Below are 17,760 nucleotides of genomic sequence, written 5' to 3'. Positions count from 1 at the left end.
CTCATGGACGAGGATCTTGATGCGCGCCTTGTACTTGTTGTCGCGGCGGCCATAGAGGTTGTAAACGCGCAGGATCGCCGTGCAGTAGGACAAAAGGTCGGCTTCCGGCAGGAAGTCGCGAATCTTGCGGGCAACCATTGGCGTGCGGCCCTGGCCGCCGCCGATATAGACGGCGAAACCGAGTTCGCCGGCGGCGTTCTTCCTCAGGTGCAGGCCGATGTCGTGGGTCTGGATGGCGGCGCGGTCGCGCTCGGCCCCCGTCACCGCGATCTTGAACTTGCGCGGCAGGAACGAGAATTCCGGATGCACCGACGACCACTGGCGCAGGATTTCCGCGTAGGGACGCGGATCGGCGACCTCGTCGGCGGCAGCGCCGGCGAAGTGGTCGGCGGTGACGTTGCGAATGCAATTGCCGCTGGTCTGGATGGCGTGCATCTCGACGCTTGCGAGATCGGCCAGGATCGCCGGAATGTCCGACAGCGCCGGCCAGTTGAACTGGATGTTCTGGCGCGTGGTGAAATGGCCGTAGCCCTTGTCGTATTTGCGGGCGATGTGGCCGAGCATGCGCAACTGCTTGCCGTTCAGCGTGCCATAGGGCACCGCGATGCGCAGCATGTAGGCATGCAGCTGCAGATAGACGCCGTTCATCAGCCTCAATGGCCGGAACTGGTCCTCGGTGATCTCGCCGGCAAGACGGCGCTGCACCTGGTCGCTGAACTCGGCGACGCGGGCCTGGACAAAATCGTGGTCGAACTCATCGTAACGGTACATGCTTGGTCTTTCAGGGCGCGTCCGCCCATGCCTGGTGTCTTGGTTATGCTGCCCGCGCAGCCTGCTTGCCGAGATCGTTGCGGATGGTCGGGCCGGCGGCGCGGATCTTCTCGCGCAGCCGCACCGGTTGGACGACGCCGTTGACGACTTCGGCGTCGATCAAATTGACGTCGACCACTTCGTTGGCGGCATAGGCCTTGGCGCCGATCGCCTCGAGCCTGTCATCGGCTGCCTTGTCATGGGCGAGGTCGGCATGATCCACCGTCTCGGCCCAGCCGCCATCGGCGTACCAGACGGCGATGCCGTCGGTGAGGCGGTTGGCGGTCAGTATCTTCATTGCTGAACTCCTTCGGCGACCGAACTGGACGCGCCTTCATGCCTGTGTGCCGCCAGCGGCTCGGACCGTTCAAAGTGGGCGCCGGCGACCGCATCGCCGATGATGGTCATGACTGGGCCGGAAAGATCGGCGCGCGCTTCCAGCGACGGCAGGTCGGCAAGCGTGCCGTGGAAGCGCCGCCGGTTGGCGAGGCTGGCATTCTCGACCACGGCCACCGCAGTGTCCGGCGACAGACCGGCCTCGATCAGCCGTCCGGCAACCTCGGCCGCCACCGAGCGGCCCATATAGACGGCGACGGTGGCGCCCGAAATCGCGAGCTTGGCCCAGTCGGGCAGCGAATTGCCCTTGAGGTCGTGGCCGGTGGTGAACACCATCGACGAGGAGACACCGCGCAAGGTCAGCGGCAGTTCGAAATCGGCGGCGGCGGCAAAGGCCGCGGTGACGCCCGGGACCACCTCATAGGCGATGCCGGCGTCGCGAAGTGCCGCCATCTCTTCGCCGGCCCGGCCGAACACCAGCGGATCGCCCGACTTCAGCCGCACGACACGCTTGCCTTCACGGCCAAGCTCGACCAGCAGCGCATTGATCTCAGCCTGGCTCTTGGTGTGGCAGCCCTTGCGCTTTCCGACCGGCAGGCGCTCGGCATCGCGGCGACCCATGGCAACGACCGCCTCGGGCACAAGGGCGTCATGGACGATGACATCGGCTTCCATCAGCAGACGATGGGCTCGCAAGGTCAATAGATCCTCGGCGCCCGGACCGGCGCCAACCAGCGCGATGTGACCGCAAGCGGGCGTGTTCGACAGCAGAAGATCGACGGCGGCGTCATGCGCCTGCGAAAGCTGGCCGGCTTCAGCCGCGCGCGCAGGAGCGCCAGAGAAGAAATCATGCCAGAAGCGGCGGCGGGCATTGCCTCTCGGCAGCAGCTTCTCGGCAGCCCCGCGAAACGAAGCCGCAATAATTGCCAGCGGCCCGAGCGACGGCGACAGCATGCGGTCGATGCGGCCGCGCAACATTTGGGCAAGCACCGGGCCTGCACCCTCGGTGCCGATGGCGATGGCCACCGGCGCGCGGTTGACCAGCGCCGGGGTGAAGAAATCGCAAAGCTCGGGCCGATCGACGGCATTGACCGGAATGCCTAGGCGGCGCGCATCCGCGGCCACCCGGCGGTCGAGTTCCTCGTCGCCGCTGGCGGCAAACACCATGACCGCGCCTTCGAGCTGCGACGCCTCGTAAGCCGCGGCAAAATGCGTCGCGCCGGCCTGGGCGACGAAGGCGAGCAGGTCGGGCTCGGCATGTTCCGCGACGATCCGCAGGACCGCGCTCGACTGTCCGATCAGCCGCGCCTTGGCCAGCGCCTCTTCGCCGCCCCCGACGATGGCCACAGCTTCGCCCTCAACCCGCATGAACACGGGGAAGGCGTTGAGCTTGGGAGCAGTGTGCGACATGGACGCGAGCGGAATCCTCAATGAGCTGCAGTTCTACGCGCGAGCGCGAGAAACCAGAAGGAACGCACTCGCGCATCCCTTATCGGGATGCAATTGCTTTTCTGAAAGCATCCCGGCCAAGAGAAAAATATTTCTCATTTACAGATAGAGCGGATTCAAGCTGCTGTCGCAGGCCTTGATTTGTGGCTCTTTTAGCGCCCGGCGAGAAAAGCCGCAAAACTGTTTTTTCTAAATTCTACCAAGTTAGTAGATTAAAGTCGCAACCTCGGGATAGCCAGAATGTCCAACGCCGACGTGGCTGCCGACTGGAACATTACCGGCTCGAGGTGCGTTCTCAAAAGGCCCGTCATGTCGGATCGAAATCCGGCTGCGGAATGCCAACTAAAGGTCGCCACGCGGCTAAAAAGGAGCCCTGTCATCATGAACACAATCATACTCAAGCACGGTATCTGGGTGATCGTGGCCGATGGCGAGAAGGCGCTTTTCCTCAGGAACGCCGGTGACAACAAATATCCGAATCTCGAGGTGGTGCAGGAAATGCAGCAGGACAACCCGCCCACCCGCGAGCAAGGCAGTGACAGCCCCGGCCGATACAGTGATGGTCCCTCCGTACACCGCAGCGCAGTCGAGGATACGGACTGGCACCGCATCGGCAAGGAGCGTTTTGCCGATGAAATCGCCGCCCGGCTCTACAAGCTCGCGCATGACGGCGAGTTCAGCGAGATCGTGCTCGTCGCGCCGCCGGTGGTGCTTGGGACAATGCGCAAAAAGCTGCACAAGGAGGTCGGGGACAAGGTGACCGCCGAAATTCCCAAGACATTGACCAACCATGCCATACCGGAAATCGAGGCCTTGCTGCGGGCAGCCTGATCATCGATCGGCCCTGACGAATCGAGACGAATAGCTCCGCACAAATTCCGATCCGGCCGGCAGCTTCTCAGCTGCCGGTCAAATTTTCGCGGCAGCGCCGTCGATTTCACGGCTTTGCGGGTTGCATCGCCGACATACCATCCATCATATTGCAAACAGGCGGCGGCCTTGGGCGGCGCTCATCCAACATCGCTGACTTGAAAGGCGCTCCATAGACAATGCCGCATGACACGCCCCTTATCGCCACCATCGTCGCCGGTCTGGGGCTGGCTTTCGTCTTCGGGGCTCTCGCCAACCGCTTCCGCATTCCGCCCCTGGTCGGTTATCTCATAGCCGGCGTGCTGGTCGGGCCGAACACGCCCGGCTTCGTCGCCGATGCCGGGCTTGCCAACGAACTGGCCGAAATCGGCGTCATCTTGCTGATGTTCGGCGTCGGGCTGCACTTCTCGCTCAAGGATCTGCTGTCGGTGCGTGCCATCGCCGTGCCGGGCGCCATCGTCCAGATCGGCTTTGCCACCGCGCTTGGCGCTGGTCTTGCCTGGATGCTCGGCTGGTCGATGGGCGCGGGGCTGGTGTTCGGCCTGGCGTTGTCGGTCGCCTCGACCGTGGTGCTGCTGCGTGCCCTGCAGGAACGGCGGATGATCGAGACCGAGCGCGGCCGCATCGCCGTCGGCTGGCTGATCGTCGAGGATCTGGCCATGGTGCTGGCGCTGGTGCTGCTGCCGGCGCTCGCTGGCGTGCTCGGCGGCCAGGAGCAGGCCGACGCCCATGCCAGCGGCCTGCTGTCGCTGCCGGCCAGCTACGGCATCTGGGGCGTCGTCGGCATCACACTGGCCAAGGTCACCGCTTTCGTCATCGTCATGCTGGTGGTCGGCCGCCGGGTCATTCCCTGGATCCTGCACTATGTCGCCCATACCGGCTCGCGCGAACTGTTCCGGCTGGCGGTTCTGGCCATCGCGCTCGGCGTCGCCTTCGGTGCGGCCAAACTGTTCGGTGTCTCGCTGGCGCTGGGCGCCTTCTTCGCCGGCATGATCATGAGCGAATCCGAACTCAGCCACCGCGCGGCGGAAGAATCGCTGCCGCTGCGCGATGCCTTCTCCGTGCTGTTCTTCGTCTCGGTCGGCATGCTGTTCGACCCGTTCAGCCTGATCAGCAATGGTTGGCCGATCCTGGCGACGCTCGCCATCATCGTCATCGGCAAATCACTGGCCGCGTTCGCCATCGTTGTTGCCTTCGGCTATCCCATCGCCACGGCGCTGATAATCTCGGCAAGCCTCGCCCAGATCGGCGAGTTCTCCTTCATCCTGGCTGAACTCGGCGTCGGGCTGAAGCTGCTGCCGGAACAGGGCCGCGACCTCATTCTGGCCGGTGCGATCCTGTCGATTGTCCTCAACCCGCTGATGTTCCTGGCCATCGACTGGATGAAGCCGTGGCTGGAACGGCGCGCCGCCAGGACGGCACCACCGGTCGAGGCAAAACCGGTTGGTCCGGCGACGGAGCCGGGCCAGGTGGCCTCTGTCGCGGCAGCGGCGAAAAAGGAGGACGGGCCGCCGCCAAAGACGGCACTCACCGGCCATGCCATCCTGATCGGCTACGGCCGTGTCGGTGGCCTGGTCGGCTCGGCCCTGAAAGGCGCGGCAATGCCCTTCCTGGTCATCGAGGACGCCGACAAGACGCTGGCGAAGCTGAAAGCGGACAGCGTCGAGACCGTCGCCGGCAATGCGGCCAATGCCGAAGTGTTCGCCGCCGCCAATCCCGAGGGCGCCAGCCGGCTGATCCTTGCGATCCCCAATGCCTTCGAAGCCGGCCAGATCGTGCTCCGCGCCCGCGCCGCCAATCCCGCTATCAACGTCATCGCCCGTGCCCATTCCGATGCCGAGGTCGAACATCTCAAGGGTTTGGGCGCCGATACGGTGATCATGGGCGAGCGCGAGATTGCGCGCGGGATTGTGGAAGAAGTTCTCGGTTCCAAACCGGGGTTGAGGCGCGAAACCGCCGAGCCGTCGGTGGCCTGAGTCCCAAAGCCCAAGCTGCACTCTCGCACGCTGGCAACGTGATCGGCTCGACCACCCTTTCAAGCGAGCATCACGCCACGAATGCAGAGCCGCCATTTTGCGCGATACCGCTGAGGTATTTGGCCGGCGGCTTCCCAAGCGCCTTCTTGAACATGGTGATGAAGGCCGTAACGGAACCATAGCCGAGATCGCCCGAGACCTGCTGGACACTCTTGCCGGAAGCCAGTTCCCGAATTGCAACGATCAAGTGCAATTGCTGGCGCCAGCGCCCGAAACTCAGCCCCGTCTCCTTTGCCACAAGGCGGGCGAGGCTGCTCTCGCTGAGCGCGATGCGGTTGGCCCATTCCGCCAGTGTGCTGCGGTCGGCAGGGTCTTGCGCCAACGCTTCGGCGATCCTGTTCAAGCGTGGGTCGGACGAGATCGGCAGGTGCAATTGCTGGACAGGCATGCGTGGCAATTCGGTGAGCAGCATCTTGGTCAAGAGTTCGCCCCTCGCCCCGTCATCCTCCACCCGATCGGAAAGCTCGATGATCAATTCGCGCAGCAGGGGCGAGATTGAAAGCGTGCAGCACCGCTCCGGCAGATCGGCGGCTCCCGGCTCTATGTAGACGAAGAAAATCCGGGCGTTGGCGGTTGCGACATTGCTGTGCTCCATGCCGCCGGGGATCCACACCCCGCAATGCGGCGGCACCATCCATAGACCGCTTGGAACGCGGCATGTGACGCCGCCGCCGAGTGCGAAGACGAGTTGGCCTTTGCGGTGCCGATGGGCGGGGACTTCCGCTCTGGTGTCGGGGATGTCGACGCGCACGGCAATCGCCGGCGCGGCAGGGTCATCCACATCGAGATCGAGCCAGGGGTAGCTGAGGGGTTGTCTCATGGTTGACTGTTATTAGCGATTAAACGCCATGATAGCTAAATTCTTTAACAGCGAAAGTCGATAAGCTCCGGCTCGTACTCAGCTTGCCGTGCTTTCCACAGCAAGCTGGCACCGACAAGCCAGCAACAAGGTATGCCATGCTCGCCCTGGTCATCTCTCCCGAAAGCGCGACCGGGTTGAGGCTCGCCGACATCGCCGAGCCTCAACCGGCTTCGAACGAAGCGCTTGTCTCTGTCCACGCAACTTCGTTGAACCGGGGCGAACTGCGCCTGCTTGCCATACGCCCCGAGGGCTGGACACCCGGCCAGGACATCGCGGGGATTGTCGAACGAAGAGCAGCCGATGGTTCCGGGCCAGCCGTCGGCGCCCGGGTTGTTGCTTTGGTCGACGAGGCCGGTTGGGCCGAACGCATCGCAGTCCCAATCGACCGTCTCGCCGTCCTGCCGGATGACGTCAGTTTCGTTTCCGCAGCCACGCTTCCTGTCGCCGGTACGACGGCACTAAGGACTCTACGCCATGGCGGCGACCTCGCCGGCCAGCAGGTGTTGATCACCGGTGCAAGCGGAGCGGTCGGCCGTTTTCAGATCCAGATCGCCCGCGAGCAAGGCGCCTCGGTGACGGCAATCGCCGCGGCCCGGCACGCCGACGATCTCCGCGGCCTCGGAGCCCGGCAGGTTGTCGAAGCGATCGATCTGGCCGAGGGGCCGTTCTCGCTGATCACCGAGTCGGTCGGCGGCCAAAGCCTCGCACGCGCGATCGAACGTATCGCACCTGGCGGGACCATCGTCATGTTCGGTTCGAGCAGCGGCGAGCTGACGCCCGTCGGATTCCGCCAGTTCATTCCGGATCATGAAGGGGCAAGGCTTCAGACTTTTGCGTACTACACGTCTGGTCCAGGCATTGGCGAGGACATCGCCTCACTGCTCGCTCTGGTCGCAGCCGGCCGGCTCGAAACGCGCGTGGCCTTGACGGCGCCGTGGACAGACGTCGCTCAAGCGCTGGACGCACTGCGCCAGCGCAGCTTCAGCGGCAAGGCTGTTCTCACCATAACAGGATGAGCATCCTGTTTTGTCACACGTGCTGGCCGCCATTGATGTGGATTTCCGAGCCAGTCACATACGACGCCTGCTGCGAGCACAGGAAAAAGATGATGTCGGCGACTTCGGCCGTGGTGCCAAGGCGCCTGAGAGGAATGGTCTCGACGATCTTGTCCGTGCCCGGCGACAGGATCGCGGTATCGATTTCGCCCGGCGCAATCGCGTTGACGCGGATGCCGTGCGGACCGAAATCATGCGCCATCTCGCGCGTCAGCGAGCCGAGTGCCGCCTTCGATGTCGCGTAGGCCGTGCCGGCGAAAGGATGCACGCGGGTTCCGGCGATCGAGGTTACGTTGACGATCGAGCCCTTGGCCGCCGCCAGTTCCTTGAACAGCCCGCGCGCCAGCATGATCGGCGCGAAGAAATTAACCTGGAACACGTCGCGCCAGACATGCATCGGCGTGTCGATCGAATTCATGCGGCTGTTGCCGTCCTTGAGCTTCGGCGAAATGCCGGCATTGTTGACCAGCGCATGCAACTGGCCGCCATGCGCTTCCAGCCGGTGGCGAATTTCGGAGACGGCGATGCCGACATCCTCCTGATCGGCGAGATCGACCTTGATGTGGTCTTCCGGCCCGGCCGGCCACGGGCAGTCCTCGGCGAAAGCCTGCCTGGAGCAGGTGATGACGCGCCAGCCCTCGCGCGAAAAACGCTTGACGGTGGCGTGGCCGATGCCGCGGCTGGCGCCGGTCAGCACGATGGTCTTTCGGGTGTCGAGCTCAGTCATTTCAGGTCTCCAGCCGGCAGATGTAGCCGAACGCCGCCGAGGTGGCGAGAGGCCGAAATGTCACCATTCACCTCAAAGGAGGAACCGGGAAGCCGGCTCGCCGTTGGTCCTTGAATGCGGAAAGGGTGCGGGGTTCTGAATCAATCTATCAGGACAAAGTCATGACACAGACAGCACCCCTCGACATCGCCACCGCCTTCACCAAAGCGTGGACAGGACACGACCTCGAAAAGGCAGCATCCTATGTCGCCGACGACGTCGTTTTTGATGGGCCGATGCAACAGTCGACTGGCAAGGCCCCCTACCTCGAGGGCCTGACCAAACTTTCACAGGATGTGACCGGTGTGCGCATGATCGCGGCCTTCGGAGACGACCACCAGGCGCTGCTAATGTATGACTTGATGACAGAGTCGTCCGGCGCGCTTTCCTGCGCCAAGCACCTCACCATCAGCGACGGCAAAATTCACAGCGACAAACTGACCTTTGACAGCAAGAAGCTGGGCAGCGCCAAACCAAAGGCGAATTAGCAGGTCTACTCAGCCGCCAAGGAGGTCGAGGATCGAGGTCTGCCGCTTCTTGCGCGGGCCGCCAACGTCGCCTGGCGGCACCGGGTGCTTGATCGACGCGGTGGCGCCGTCATCCCCCGGCATGGAAAGGCCATCGGCATCGACGGTTTGGGCGGGACGAGCCGCGCGGACCGGCGCTGGCGCTTGGGCAACCGGCGCTGCTGGCCGCGCCGGTGCCTGCTGACCGACCGACGTGGACGGAACCGGCGCCGTGTTGTTCGCCGAGGGTATCTCGTCGGGGACGATTGTGTCGGCCGGCGTCGACTTCCAGGTGCCGGGCAGCGGCCGCACCGGCACACCCTCGTGGGCCGCAACCATGAACTCGTGCCAGGCCTGCGCCGGCAGTGCGCCGCCGGTGACCTTCTTCATCGGGCTGCCATCATCATTGCCGAACCACACACCGGTGGTGAGATTGGCGGTGTAGCCGACGAACCAGGCGTCGCGCGAATTCTGACTGGTGCCGGTCTTGCCGGCCGATGGCCAGGCGAAAGCCGCTTTCCGGGCAGTGCCGATCTCAACCGTGCCCGTCATCATCGAGTTCATCATGCCGACGATCTCAGGCTTGACGACGCGCGGCGCGCTGCCGCCGCCGCTGTCGTAAAGCACTTTGCCCTCGGTGGTCGTCACGCGCCGGATGAAATGGATGTCGGGCTTGTAGCCGCCATTGGCAAAGGGGACATAGGCCGATGTCAACTCCAGCGGCGTCACTTCCGAAGTGCCGAGCGCGATCGAGGTGTTGGCTGTCAGGTCGGACTGGATGCCCATGCGGTGCGCCGCCTCGACAACCGCGTTCGGCCCAACCTCCATGGTCAGCTGCGCTGCCACCGAGTTCAGAGACTTGGCCAGCGCGGTGGCCAGCGTCACCTTGCCGAAATACTTGCCGCCGTAATTGTCGGGCGTCCAGTTGCCGATCTTGATCGGCGCATCGTTGCGGATGCTGTCGGGCGTGCGGCCGGCTTCAAGAGCGGCCATATAGACGAACGGCTTGAATGCCGAGCCCGGCTGGCGACGTGCCTCCGAAGCACGGTCGAACTGACTGGTCGAATAGTCGTAGCCGCCGACCATGGCGCGCACCGCACCGGAATCGTCGATCGACACCAGGGCGCCCTGGCTGACGTTGAGTTTCTTGCCGCTGTCGTCGATCAGCCTGCGGATCGATTGCTCGGCGAGCTTCTGCAGGTTCAGGTCGACGGTGCTGTCGATGACGATATCGCCGCGTACGTCGCCGATCAGGTCGGGCAGTTCCTCCATGATGGTATCGGCGACGTAATTCTCCGAGCCGGTCCAATAGGAAGGCGCACGCGTTGCCGGCGCGCTCATCGCCGAGGTCAGTTCCTTGGCGCTGATCTTGCCCTCGTCGCGCATGGCGGCAAGCACCAGCTGCGAGCGTTCCTCGGCGGCCTTCGGATCGCGTGCCGGGGACAGCCGCGACGGCGCCTTCAGCAGGCCGGCAAGCAATGCGGCTTCCGACAGGGTGACGTCGCGCGCGCTCTTGCCGAAATAGCGGCGCGAGGCCGCTTCGACGCCATAGGCGCCGGAGCCGAAATAGACCCGGTTCAGGTACATTTCGAGGATCTGGTCCTTGGTGTGCTTGTGCTCCAGCCATAGCGCCAGCAGCACTTCCTGCACCTTGCGCTCCAGCGTGCGGTCGGGTGTCAGGAACAGGTTCTTGGCCAATTGCTGGGTCAGCGTCGAGCCACCCTGCGAGAAATGCCCGCCAAGCACATTGGTGACCATGGCGCGGGAAAGCCCGATCGGGTCGATGCCGAAATGCGAGTAGAAGCGCCGATCTTCGATGGCGATGACGGCTTCCGGGATATAGGGCGACATTTCGTGCAGGCCGACCGCCTCGCCGCCGCTCATGCCGCGATTGGCGAGCAATTGGCCATCTGCCGAGACGATCTTGATGTTGGGGGCGCGGTCGGGAATCGACCAGGTCGTCGCCGCCGGCATCTTGGCGCCGTAGTAGATGACGATGCCGGCCACGGCGATGCCGCCCCAGATGGCGAGCACGAAGCACCAGTAGAACAGCCGGCCGAGCACGCCGAACAGGCCGCGCCGGCTTCTGCCGCGCTTGACCCGCGACGATTTCCCTTTGGCCGGCTTGCGTTTTGCGGAGGCTTTGCGATTGCTCGGCACGACGCGATCCTCCTCGTTCACCGAAAGACCCGCCGAGGACCGCGCCTGCGGCGGCCCCTCGAAACTGGGTTCGATGCGACTGTCTCTGCGGTTCGCCATGCGCTGTGCTTGATGTCCCCGATGCCTATGGCGTTCGGGTTGAAGAGTAGATGCGGCGATTTAAGGGCGGGTTAAGTCGTGTTCGAATGCCGGCCTTGGGGTTGGGCAGCCAAAAAGGCCAGCGTCTGCTCTTTGCAGGTTACTGACACCACGCTGTTCGCTGTCTCGTTCAGATGGGCTCGAACTTCACATCCGGCTGGTCGGGACCGCCGGCTTGCCGCAACAGCGCGACAATGTGTTCGCCCCTGTCAACCGGCTGTCGCCTCCAGTTCGAGGCGTTCGTGACGTGCAGCCAGCCATCGACCATCATGAAAAAATCCTCGGATTGATCATGTCCGGCGCCGAAGCGAAGCGATTTGTTTTCAGCGGATCGAATCAGCGCCGGATCGATCGACCTGTAGAGCACAGGCCAGTTGCCGCCGCCGGAATCCATATGAAACTTGTAGCTCGGGGCGAAATCCAGCCGTCGCCGCAACAGGCTTCCGTCGAAAAAACAGAAGCCGGGCCACAGGAACCAGCCGCCTGGCGTCGGCGTGTCGCGCCGCACGCTGCCGTAGAGGCTTTTGCCCTCCATCCGGGCGCGGATCGAAAACGGTTCAGTCGGAAAGATGTCATGATCGATGAAGCCGAACAGCTTCGGCCCGAACCTGGGCAAGAAATTCCGCACGATCCAGTTGAGCGCTTGACCGTGCGATCTGCTGACGACCAGTCTGTTCTTCGGCAATGCGACATAGGGGACATGCTGGCGACGGCAGAGATCGCGGATTGCTTTCCTTGCCTCGCCCTTGTTGCTGTTGTCGAAAACGATGTAGCTTTCGTGCTCGGCCAGGTATCGGCGTACCAGGTGGATCTGCCATTCGATCATTTCGGGCCGGTTGAAGGCCACGGTGGCGACGACCGCATCGCGGAATACCTGCTCTTGCCCCTGCAATTCGCTGACCGGTGCGGATGTCCTCAGAAAGCGAAACACCCGCCAACGATAGCGCAGCAGCGCCTCGCGCCTTGGCGGCCTGTTCAGCCTCTCCCATTCCGCCACGGTGATTCCAGGCTGATCGACGTCTTCCGGGGCGTCAGAAGCAACCATGTCGCGCCCCCGCATAGCTTAGTTCTGCTGGATCGAAATGCCCTTGTCGTCGATCTTGAGCTCGACGCCCTTGGGTTTGGTCTGCTCGCGATAGACATAGATGCCGAGCGCGATGACCACGACGACGAGCGCGCCGATGACGAGATAGAGCGTATTCTGTTTCATGGCGCGCTCTTTGCGTTGTCGAGCCTCAGGCTCGTTTCAGAACCTTGACCAGCACCAGCAGGATGATGGCGCCGATCGTGGCATGGATGATCGCGGCGAGAGTGCCGCCGCCGATGGAAAAGCCGATCCGCGGAAACAGCCAGCCGGCGATGAACGCACCGACGATGCCCACGATGATGTTGCCGATCAGGCCGAAGCCGAAGCCGGAAACGATGAGACCGGCGAGCCAGCCGGCGATGGCACCGATGATGATGAAGACGAGCAGGCTTTCGACACCCATAGCGATTTCCTCCGAGCAAGAGGGCGACCGCGGACCGGAAAGCCCCGAATCGGCCTCGATATCAACGGCTTCAGGCTATTCGAAAGCAGCCGGCCTCACCAGCGGCGCGCTCATTGATCGTCGTCGTCGCTTGCGGCAGGGCGCCAGCTGGTCGGCTCGACCTTCTTTTGCGTGTGACTGTCGATATAGACCCACCAGCCGTCGTCGCGATATTGCGCGATGGATTCGTTGATGACGCCGTCGCTGTCCTTCCAGGTCACGGAGACCTTGGAGCCGTCTGTCGGCGCGGTCGCAATCGGCTTTCTGTCCGCCATGTCATTATCCCCAATTGCACCGACAAACTGAGCCGACAGAACGCGACGGCCTGTATCCGGTTCCAAACGGTCACCGGCCCGCGGAGCGCGCCCACGGCCCTCAGCTATGGGCGAAGATATCCTCTTCGTCCCAGCCCATCAGGTCAAGCTTGGCACGCGTCGGCAGGAAGCGGAAGCAGGCATCGGCCTCCTTGGTCCGCCCATCGCGCGCCAGCCGTCCGGCCAGCACATCGCGCAACCGGTGCAGATAGAGCACGTCGGAAGCCGCATATTCGAGCTGTTCGGGCGACAGCGTCTCGGCCGCCCAGTCCGACGATTGCTGCGCCTTGGACAGCCCGACGCCGAGAAGCTCGAAGCAGATGTCCTTGAGCCCGTGGCGGTCGGTATAGGTGCGGGTCAGCCGCGAGGCGATCTTGGTGCAGAACACCGGCTCCGGCATGACGCCGAACGCATTGTAGAGAACGGCAAGATCGAAGCGGCCGTAGTGGAACAGCTTGGTTACGCCGCGGTTCCTCAGCAGGCTGACGAGGTTCGGCGCCTTCTTCTGGCCGGGCGCGATCTGGATGACGTCGGCGCTGCCGTCGCCAGGCGAAATCTGCACCACGCACAGCCGGTCGCGATGCGGATTGAGCCCGAGCGTTTCGGTGTCGATGGCCACTGCCCCGACATTGTAGTGCGAGAGGTCGGGCAGGTCGTTTTTATGGAAACGGATATCGGCCATTATCTTCTCCGGTCGAGCCCTATAGTGTCCCCTGACCCGCAGGGGATGCTGCAGCGCTTTATCTTGTGGCCCGTCCTCGCCGCGATCGGCTGAAAAATCAACAGGAAAACAGGGGTGCCGCTGCTCAGCGCGTCAAGGCATCGAGAATCCGCGCCCAGGAGCGCTGGCCCTTGTGGAAGGAGCTGAGCTCGTATTTCTCGTTGGGCGAGTGGATGCGGTCGTCGTCGAGGCCGAACCCGACCAGCAGCGATTCCATGCCGAGATAGGTCTGGAAATCGCCGACAACCGGAATGGAGCCGCCGCTGCCCGTCGTTACCGCCGGCTTCGGCCATTCGTCGGACAGCGCATTCTTGGCCTTGGCCAGGAAGGGCGAGTCGTAGGAAAGCTGGATTGCCGGCGAGCCGCCATGCGGATGGAATTCGACGGAACAGTCGGCCGGAATGCGCTCCTTGACGAACTTCTGGAACGCGGCCCGGATTTTTTTCGGGTCCTGCTTGTGGACGAGGCGAAACGAGACCTTCGCCGAGGCTTCGGCCGCGATCACCGTCTTGAAGCCCTTGCCGGTATAGCCGCCGATGATGCCGTTGAATTCGGCCGTCGGCCGCGCCCAGGTCAATTCCAGCACGGAGCGGCCCTTTTCGCCCGACGGGATCGACAGGCCGACCGGTCCCAGGAACGTCTCGGCAGTCTCGCCGAGCGTCTCCCATGATTTCAGGATCTGCGACGGCGTTTCCTCGACGCCATCATAGAAGCCGGGAATGGTGATGTGGCCGTCCTTGTCGTGGATATCGGCCAGCACCCTGGCCAGGATGCGGATCGGGTTGGCGGCGGCACCACCATAGAGGCCCGAATGCAGGTCGCGGTCGGCGGCCTTCACCGTGATCTCCTCACCCACCAGCCCGCGCAATCCGACGCAGATCGACGGCGTGTCGCGATCCCACATGCCGGTATCGCAGACCAGCGCGAAATCGGCCTTGAGTTCGCCGGCATTGGCCTCGAGGAACGGCTTCAGCGAAGGCGAACCGGATTCCTCCTCGCCCTCGAACAGGATGGTGATGCGGCAAGGCAGATTGCCATGCACCTGTTTCCAGGCGCGGCAAGCCTCGACGAAGGTCATCAACTGGCCCTTGTCGTCGGCCGACCCCCGACCGACGATCACCTTGTGGTCCGGCCCGACCTCCTTGACAGCAGGCGCGAACGGATCGCTTTCCCACAATTCGATCGGGTCGACCGGCTGAACGTCATAATGGCCGTAAAACAGCACATGCGGCGAACCGGCCGGGCCGTCATGGTGCGCAACCACCATCGGGTGGCCGGGCGTGTCGCGAACGCTGGCGTCGAAGCCGATCAGCTCGAGTTCGGCCACCAGCCATTCCGCCGCCTTGCGGCAGTCGGCGGCATAGGCTGGATCGGTGGAGATGGACTTGATCCTGAGCAAGCCGAACAGGCGCTCGAGGCTCTGGTCGAGATTCTTGTCGAGACGGTCGAGGACGGGGGAAACTGCGGACATATGTGAAGCCTTTCGATTCAGAACCGGAACCGTAAAGGCATGACGGGAAAACGAAAAGCCCGCGATCATTGGACCACGGGCTGCAAACGTCTCTGCGAGGCAAAAAAAGACCGCCGTGGTGGAGGGGGAACCACGGCGGCCTTCTACTCGAAACGATGCGGCAGCCCGGAGAGGGGGGATAGGCTGCCGCAGGTGTCCGGGATAGGCGGGGGACGGGCCTTGCTCCGGACTCGGCGAAAACTGCCGATGACGTGTATTTGGGTCTCTGGACGTGGCGATTCAAGGGCACGAAAATTACAGTTTTGTAACATGGCCGTGAGCAGGGTGACGGCGATCTGTCAGGGTGTTGCCGGAACCGATAGTCGAGGCTGCCTTTGGCATGGACCAAGCCGCCGCGCCGCGCTATCCCTGCCGGCATGAAAAAAGGCGATCATCTCTTCCTTGTCGACGGCTCCGGCTACATCTTCCGTGCCTATCACGCGCTGCCGCCGCTGACCCGCAAATCCGACGGCCTGCCGGTCGGCGCCGTTTCCGGCTTCTGCAACATGCTGTGGAAGCTGATGCTCGACGCCCGCAATACCGATGTAGGCATCGTGCCGACGCATTTCGCCGTCATTTTCGACTATTCGTCAAAAACCTTCCGCAACGACCTCTACCCCGAATACAAGGCCAACCGCTCGGCACCGCCGGAAGATTTGATCCCGCAATTCGGCCTGATCCGCCAGGCGACCAGGGCGTTCAACCTGCCCTGCGTCGAGATCGAAGGCTACGAGGCTGACGATCTGATCGCCACCTATGCGAGGCTCGCCTGCGAAGCCGGCGGCGATACCACCATCATCTCCTCCGATAAGGATTTGATGCAACTGGTTGGCGATACGGTCGCCATGTACGACCCGATGAAGGACCGCCAGATCGGCATTCCGGAGGTCATCGAGAAATGGGGCGTGCCGCCGGAGAAGATGGTCGACCTGCAGGCGCTGACCGGCGATTCGGTCGACAATGTGCCTGGTGTGCCCGGCATCGGGCCGAAGACGGCGGCGCAACTGCTCGAACAGTTCGGTGACCTAGACACGCTGCTGGCCCGGGCCGGCGAGATCAAACAGGACAAGCGCCGGGAATCGATCATCGCCAACGCCGACAAGGCGCGCATTTCTCGTCAGCTGGTGACGCTGATGAACGATGTGCCGGTGACCGAGGGTCTGGAGGATTTCGTCCTGCACGCGCCCGACGGCCCGAAGCTGATCGGTTTCCTCAAGACCATGGAATTCACCTCGCTGACCCGCCGTGTCGCGGAAGCGACCAGCACCGAGGCCGGCGACGTCCAGGCCGTCGCGGTCACCGTCGAACGCGCCGATCATGCCCATGGCCCAGACGTTGGCGCCGGTTTGCCGCCGGTTGCCCGAAACGCGCCTGGCACTGAACCGGACGAAGCCGGCGGGACGGCGGAGACGTCAAAACAAGGCGATACCCCCTCCCTGCTCGCGGCACTAAGGCTGGAGCGCGCGGCCACCGGCAAGATCGACATTTCGGCCTATCACTGCATCCGCGATATCTCGACCCTGAAAGCCTGGGTCGCCGAGGCACGGGAGGCTGGCATCGCCGCCTTCGACGTCAGGGCGACATCCGCCGATCCGATGCAGGCGGAACTGATCGGCATGGCCATCGCCACGGCTCCCGGACGCGCCGCCTACATTCCCTTCGCCCATATGAGCGGCAATGGCGACCTGCTCGGTGGTGGCGCGCTCGAAAACCAGATTCCGCTGCGCGAGGCGCTGGCGGTGCTGAAACCGCTGCTCGAAGACAGATCGGTTCTCAAGATCGCGCAGAACCTGAAATACGATCTTGTCATCATGAGCCGCTACGGCGTCGATGTCGCACCGTTCGACGACACGATGCTGATCTCCTACGTGCTCGATGCCGGTACGCCCCATGGTCACGGCATGGATGCGCTTGCCGAAAAGTGGCTCGGTCATACCCCTCTTCAGCTCAAGGACGTGACCGGCTCGGGCAAAAGCTCGGTCGGTTTCGATCAGGTCGACATCGACAAGGCGACGGCTCATGCCGCCGAAGACGCCGATGTGACGCTGCGGCTCTGGCTGGTGCTGAAACCGCGGCTTGCCGCCAAGGGCCTGGTGTCTGTCTATGAGCGGCTGGAGCGGCCGCTGGTGCCGGTGCTGGCGCGCATGGAACAGCGCGGCATCTCGGTCGACAGGCAGATCCTATCGCGGCTCTCCGGCGAATTGGCGCAGGGCGCCGCTCGCCTCGAAGAGGAAATCTACCAGCTCATCGGCGAACGCATCAACATCGGTTCGCCAAAGCAGCTCGGCGACATCCTGTTCGGGCGCATGGGCCTGCCCGGCGGTTCCAAGACCAAGACCGGCCAGTGGTCGACGTCGGCGCAGCTTCTCGAAGATCTCGCCGCCGAAGGTCACGAACTGCCGCGCAAGATCGTCGACTGGCGCCAGCTGACCAAGCTGAAATCGACCTATACCGATGCGCTGCCCGGCTTCATCCATCCCGACACCAAGCGCGTCCACACCTCCTACGCATTGGCCGCGACGACGACGGGACGCCTGTCGTCCTCCGACCCGAACCTGCAGAACATTCCGGTGCGCACCGCCGAAGGCCGCAAGATCAGGACCGCCTTCATCACCGACAAGAGCCATCGGCTGGTCTCGGCCGACTACAGCCAGATCGAATTGCGGGTGCTCGCCCCTGTCGCCGAGATCCCGCAACT

Annotated in this window: 17 protein-coding genes; 5 read left to right on the top strand and 12 right to left on the bottom strand. The window is 63.5% G+C overall.

All coding sequences use genetic code 11. The features are described from left to right. The 3 genes from EN925_RS02800 to cysG form a co-directional block, all read right to left on the bottom strand. On the bottom strand, positions 1–771 hold a 771-nt coding region (locus EN925_RS02800), incomplete at its 3' end, for a nitrite/sulfite reductase (protein WP_164894113.1). Between the two features lie 43 nt (positions 772–814). Next, positions 815–1,108 carry a DUF2849 domain-containing protein gene (locus EN925_RS02795; protein WP_013529562.1) on the bottom strand — a complete coding sequence of 98 codons (294 nt, stop codon included), beginning with the start codon at positions 1,106–1,108 and terminating at the stop codon, positions 815–817. Next, the gene (gene cysG, locus EN925_RS02790) at positions 1,105–2,556 is read right to left on the bottom strand and encodes a siroheme synthase CysG (protein WP_128336324.1); all 1,452 of its coding nucleotides are present in this window, start codon (positions 2,554–2,556) and stop codon (positions 1,105–1,107) included. The genes EN925_RS02795 and cysG overlap by 4 nt, the downstream gene beginning before the upstream one ends. Positions 2,557–2,976: 420 nt before the next feature. Between cysG and EN925_RS02785 the strand changes: the two genes are divergently transcribed. Continuing rightward, positions 2,977–3,426 (top strand): host attachment family protein, encoded by a 450-nt coding sequence (locus EN925_RS02785; RefSeq protein ID WP_013529560.1) that lies wholly within the window; start codon positions 2,977–2,979, stop codon positions 3,424–3,426. 218 nt (positions 3,427–3,644) lie between these two features. After that, a complete protein-coding gene (ybaL, locus tag EN925_RS02780; RefSeq protein WP_127368522.1) occupies positions 3,645–5,441 on the top strand; it encodes a YbaL family putative K(+) efflux transporter in 1,797 nt (598 codons plus the stop codon). Between the two features lie 70 nt (positions 5,442–5,511). On the opposite strand, the gene EN925_RS02775 is transcribed toward ybaL, so the two are convergent. Further along, positions 5,512–6,321: a helix-turn-helix transcriptional regulator gene (locus EN925_RS02775; protein WP_127368521.1), complete on the bottom strand. Its 810-nt coding sequence runs from the start codon at positions 6,319–6,321 to the stop codon at positions 5,512–5,514. Positions 6,322–6,458: 137 nt separating this feature from the next. Between EN925_RS02775 and EN925_RS02770 the strand changes: the two genes are divergently transcribed. Then, on the top strand, positions 6,459–7,379 hold the full coding sequence (locus EN925_RS02770; protein ID WP_127368520.1) for a zinc-binding dehydrogenase: 921 nt from the start codon (positions 6,459–6,461) through the stop codon (positions 7,377–7,379). Positions 7,380–7,392: 13 nt separating this feature from the next. Here EN925_RS02770 and EN925_RS02765 read toward each other — a convergent pair whose 3' ends face one another. Beyond that, positions 7,393–8,145 (bottom strand): SDR family oxidoreductase, encoded by a 753-nt coding sequence (locus tag EN925_RS02765; protein ID WP_013529556.1) that lies wholly within the window; start codon positions 8,143–8,145, stop codon positions 7,393–7,395. Positions 8,146–8,306: 161 nt separating this feature from the next. Between EN925_RS02765 and EN925_RS02760 the strand changes: the two genes are divergently transcribed. Next, a complete protein-coding gene (locus EN925_RS02760; RefSeq protein WP_027161316.1) occupies positions 8,307–8,672 on the top strand; it encodes a nuclear transport factor 2 family protein in 366 nt (121 codons plus the stop codon). Between the two features lie 9 nt (positions 8,673–8,681). Here EN925_RS02760 and EN925_RS02755 read toward each other — a convergent pair whose 3' ends face one another. From EN925_RS02755 to EN925_RS02725, 7 genes are all read right to left on the bottom strand, one after another. Continuing rightward, complete coding sequence (locus EN925_RS02755; RefSeq protein WP_127368519.1) at positions 8,682–10,949, bottom strand: transglycosylase domain-containing protein; 2,268 nt, start codon at positions 10,947–10,949, stop codon at positions 8,682–8,684. A 169-nt stretch (positions 10,950–11,118) separates the two neighbouring features. Then, complete coding sequence (locus EN925_RS02750; protein ID WP_127368518.1) at positions 11,119–12,033, bottom strand: hypothetical protein; 915 nt, start codon at positions 12,031–12,033, stop codon at positions 11,119–11,121. Between the two features lie 18 nt (positions 12,034–12,051). Continuing rightward, on the bottom strand, positions 12,052–12,198 hold the full coding sequence (locus EN925_RS02745) for a hypothetical protein (RefSeq protein WP_013529552.1): 147 nt from the start codon (positions 12,196–12,198) through the stop codon (positions 12,052–12,054). 25 nt (positions 12,199–12,223) lie between these two features. Continuing rightward, entirely contained in the window at positions 12,224–12,478 is a 255-nt protein-coding gene (locus tag EN925_RS02740) for a GlsB/YeaQ/YmgE family stress response membrane protein (protein WP_013529551.1), read from the bottom strand. Positions 12,479–12,588: 110 nt separating this feature from the next. Further along, positions 12,589–12,792: a hypothetical protein gene (locus EN925_RS02735; protein WP_013529550.1), complete on the bottom strand. Its 204-nt coding sequence runs from the start codon at positions 12,790–12,792 to the stop codon at positions 12,589–12,591. A 100-nt stretch (positions 12,793–12,892) separates the two neighbouring features. Further along, positions 12,893–13,513: a ribonuclease D gene (locus tag EN925_RS02730; RefSeq protein ID WP_013529549.1), complete on the bottom strand. Its 621-nt coding sequence runs from the start codon at positions 13,511–13,513 to the stop codon at positions 12,893–12,895. A gap of 124 nt (positions 13,514–13,637) precedes the next feature. Then, positions 13,638–15,023, bottom strand: coding sequence for a M20/M25/M40 family metallo-hydrolase (locus EN925_RS02725; protein ID WP_013529548.1), 1,386 nt, complete (start codon positions 15,021–15,023; stop codon positions 13,638–13,640). A 416-nt stretch (positions 15,024–15,439) separates the two neighbouring features. Between EN925_RS02725 and polA the strand changes: the two genes are divergently transcribed. Further along, on the top strand, positions 15,440–17,760 hold a 2,321-nt coding region (polA, locus tag EN925_RS02720), incomplete at its 3' end, for a DNA polymerase I (RefSeq protein ID WP_164894114.1).

The sequence above is a fragment of the Mesorhizobium sp. M7A.F.Ca.US.006.04.2.1 genome, from assembly GCF_004022915.1.
Lineage (GTDB): Bacteria > Pseudomonadota > Alphaproteobacteria > Rhizobiales > Rhizobiaceae > Mesorhizobium > Mesorhizobium ciceri.
The sequence above is the reverse complement of the archived record's forward strand: the minus strand, read 5'-3'. Positions and strand labels throughout refer to the sequence as shown.